The organism is Saccharothrix coeruleofusca (assembly GCF_014648515.1).
Lineage (GTDB): Bacteria > Actinomycetota > Actinomycetes > Mycobacteriales > Pseudonocardiaceae > Actinosynnema > Actinosynnema coeruleofuscum.
In genome coordinates, this window is sequence record NZ_BMRG01000008.1 from 227,313 (window position 1) to 231,221 (window position 3,909).

Sequence of the window (3,909 nt, forward strand, 5' to 3'; positions counted from 1 at the left end):
GACAGCGGGCGAGGAGCTGGTCGAGGCGATCGGTCGCGCTCGCAACACCGCGGCCGAGACCGTGTCGGGCAGGCGGTGGTGGCGGGTGGACCACCTGAGCCGACTGGACCCGCTCCTGGTGGTCACGGCGGGAGAGTGGAGCGGGCCGGAGGACGTCCGAGGGGTGCACCCGGCCGACGCGCCCGCCGGTTACCGCGACTGGCTGGCCCTGCTGGCGCGCTCGGGGAACTGGGTGCTGCGGTTCGACGTGGACCCCCGCGTCCCCGCTCCCGGCGTCGCGGGCGCGCTCTCCCAGGTCGAGCCGCTGCGGCTGCGGCGGGCGGTGACCGCGCCGCTGGTGCTCACCCTGTTCGCGGCGTCCCTGGCAGGTGTCCCGTTGCTCAACCACGCCCGCTGCGACGTGTGGTGGTCGCCGTCGATGCGGTCGCCGCTGGTGCGCGTCGGCGCGGATTGCGTCGGGGTGTCGGCCGACCCCCTGCGCGACTTCGTCCCGGACGGCCTGCCCGCCGAGATCCGCGCCGACCTCGGCGACGTCTACGGCAGGATCATGGCGACCAACGCGAAGGCGGCCGCGAAACCCGACGTCGTCACCGTCGTCTTCCTCAGCATCCTGACACCCAGCACCGCCAACAGCTACCAGGCGCTGGTCGAGGAGCTGCGCGGCGTGTGGGTCGCCCAGAACACCAGCTCCATCCCGATCAAGGTGCTGCTGGCCAACGGCGGCGAAGGCCCCGGCGGGCAGGGGTTGGAGTTCGGCGGCATCGCCGCCGACAAGATCGCCGCCCTGGCGGCGGACGATCCCAGCGTGGTGGCGGTGACCGGTCTGACGATCAGCACCAACAGCGCCAAGACCGCGATCAGGCGGCTCGGGGGCAACGCCCTGCCGGTCGTCGGGATACTGACCTCCGCCGACGACATGGCCGAGGTCAACGAGTACTACTACCAGGTCGGACCGAACAACCGCCGGGAAGCGCGCGTCGCGGCCTTCTACGCCGATCGCCACCTCGGGATCGGCAAGGTGTCGATCTTCTACTCGGGAGACCCGTCCGACCGGTACAGCCAGAACCTGGCCGAGGACGCCAACACCGCTTTCGCCGAACGCGGCATCGAGGTCACCCGGTACGAGAAGTACCGGGTCACCACCGAGGACGGGGTGCCACCTTTCACCCTGGGGCAGAGCGCCTGCTCCGACGAACCGGGGCACGCGGTCTTCTACGCCGGGCGCGCCCAGTACCTGCCGGACTTCCTCCACGGCATGAACAGCAAGTGCCAGAGCAGCACGCCTCGGGTCATCTCCGGTGACTCCGGCAGCCGCTTCGTCCTCGACGGCAGGATGGCCGAGTTCCCCAACGTGCGACTGGACTACATGTCCTTCGCCAACCCGAGCGCGTGGACCGACTGCGCCAAGGTCCCGTTCTACAAGTACTACCTCGACGTGTTCGGTGGAACCTGCGCGACGATGCGCGATGGCCGCTCGGCCGCGGGCCACGACGCGGTGCAGGTCATCGCCGAAGGCGTGCGGCAGGTCCGGCGAACCGATCCGGAAGCGCCGGTGCGCCCCGGACTCCTGGCGGAGATCAGCAACATCCGCGCGGAGAACGCCATCCAGGGCGCGACGGGCGTCATCGGCTTCGGCACCAACTCCCGCGTTCCGGTCGACAAGGCCATCCTGGTGCTGCGCGGCAACGCGGACAGGAGCTCGACGCCGCTGCTGCTGTGCGGGGAACTGCCGTTCAGGACCGAGCTGATCGCAAGTCTCGTCCAGCCCTCCGACTGCCCGGAGGATCGCTGACGAATCCGGACGGCCGAAGCGCTGAGGTCCCCGGACCCCGCCCGCGAATCCGGCGACATCGGCGGCCACCCACCGCCAGGATGGCCGGCGTGGAAGAGGTCGAAGTGGTCGTCGCCCACAGCCGGCGGGCGGCGCTGCGCGTCGGTGACGTGTTCCTGAAGGTCGACGGCGACCCGGCGCACGCCGACGTCGAGGTGCGGGCGATGGCCATGGCGCCGGTGCCGACCCCGCCGATCCTCTGGCACGAACCGCCCGTGCTCGCGATCGCCGCCGTGCTCGGTGAGGCGCTCGGCGTACTCGGCGAGCCGTCGACCGCGTCGCGGACGGCGTGGGCCGCGGCGGGTGCCGCCACGCGCAGGCTGCACGAGGCACCGTTGCCGCCGTGGCCGGGGCCCCGGCTGGAGGACGTGGCGGCGGAGCTCGACAGAGAGTACGCGTGGCTGCTCGCCAACGACGTTCTGCCCGCTGAGGTGATCCGGCGCAACCGCGAGATCGCGCAGGCCGCGCTCCGGCCGTGGGAACCGGTGTTCATCCACGGCGACCTGCAGATCACCCACGTGTTCGTCGACGGCGACGAGGTCACCGGCGTCATCGACTGGTCCGAGGCCGCTCCCGGCGACGCCATGTACGACCTCGCCGTCCTGACGCTCGGGCACGAGGAACGCCTGGACGACCTGCTCGCGGGCTACGGCGCGGGCGCGGACAGGGACGTGATCCGCGCCTGGTGGTCGTTGCGCGGCCTGGTGGCGTCGCGCTGGCTGATCGAGCACGGTTTCGACCCGGACGCGCCGGGGTGCGAGTTCGACGTGCTCAGGTCCCGGATGCGGGAGCCCTAGCCGGGACGGTGGGCGGCGGGCCCGCGGCACTTCGGTGGGCATCCGCTGTTAGCGCTAACGGGAGTTGGGTACTCACCCGGCAAGTCTTGTCGGTGGCGGAATACGTGCGCTACGGTGCCTGGGAGCGCTCCCAGTCGTGCTGACCCGGCACCTGGTGGCGCGCACCGGCACCCTGCTCGCAAGGAGGCGGAGCATGGCTTCACGTGCGCAGAAGCGGTCCGGGTCGCCATTCTTCCGGGCAAGACGCCACTCGGCCGCCGCGACGGCCGCCGACCTGCGCGTCTAGGAGCGCCTCCGCTCGACTACTTCGGCGCACGTCGAACGCCATCGACGGGGCGCGATGCCGCATGGCTGTTGTTAGCGATAACAGGCGATTTCGCACCGCATCCCCCGTGAGAGGAACCCCATGCGAGAGCCCTTCGCGGCCAGGAAGAGCGCTTTCACCCGCTTACGGCGCCGAGCCGTCTGGGTGGTGCTGTTCTTGGGTCTTGGCACCGCGCTTCCGGCGCCTGCCGCGTCCACGGCCACCGTGGACGCCAACACCTCCCGCGTCATGGTCGAGCACGGCAGCGACGCCGACACCACGCCACCGACCGCGCCGTCGGACCCCCGCACCTCCAACCTGACGTGCACCGGGGTGACGCTGTCGTGGTCGGCGTCGACCGACAACGTCGCGGTGACCTCCTACGACGTCTACCACGACGGCCAGCACATGACCTCGGTGCCGGGCACGGCGCTGTCGGCCGACCTCACCGTCGTGCCGGGCGCCACCTGGGGCCTGTACGTCAACGCCCGCGACGCCGCGGGCAACGTCTCGCAAGCCAGCCCCACGGTGACCATCACCGTGCCGCAGTGCCAGGACGACACCGAGCCGCCCGCCACGCCTACTGATGTCACGGCGACCGCGTCGGGTACCACCGTCGCCCTGCGCTGGGCGCAGGCCACCGACAACATCGGCGTCGCGGGCTACGAGGTCCTGCGCGACGGCGTCCAGGTCGGCTCGACCAGCGGCGCCGCCGCGACCTCGTTCACCGACAGCGGCCTGGCCGCGAACACCCGCTACGAGTACCAGGTGCGGGCGCTTGACGCGCAGGCCAACCGCTCGGCCCCCAGCGAGGCGGTCGCGGTCACCACCGGCGACTCCTGCGCCACGGCGCTGTGCTCGGTCAGCACGGTCGCCACCGAGACCGACCTGCCGTGGGGCCTGGCCACCCTGCCCGACGGGCAGGTGCTCTACGGCCGCCGCGACACCTTCGAGATCGTCCGCCTCGACCCCGCGAC

Annotated in this window: 3 protein-coding genes; all 3 read left to right on the forward strand. The window is 71.6% G+C overall.

Annotated features, from left to right (window positions below; all coding sequences use genetic code 11):
• The coding region (locus IEZ00_RS21295; RefSeq protein WP_189225052.1) for an ABC transporter substrate-binding protein at positions 1-1,792 on the forward strand (1,792 nt) is incomplete at its 5' end.
• 80 nt (positions 1,793-1,872) lie between these two features.
• On the forward strand, positions 1,873-2,628 hold the full coding sequence (locus IEZ00_RS21300; RefSeq protein WP_373293167.1) for a phosphotransferase family protein: 756 nt from the start codon (positions 1,873-1,875) through the stop codon (positions 2,626-2,628).
• 406 nt (positions 2,629-3,034) lie between these two features.
• Positions 3,035-3,909 (forward strand): fibronectin type III domain-containing protein (locus IEZ00_RS36905; protein WP_373293168.1); only part of this gene is annotated, 875 nt, incomplete at its 3' end.

Excerpts from the sequence above, each read along its gene's own strand:
- IEZ00_RS21300 (WP_373293167.1), top strand. The coding sequence starts at position 1,873 with ATGGCCGGCGTGGAAGAGGTCGAAGTGGTCGTCGCCCACAGCCGGCGG.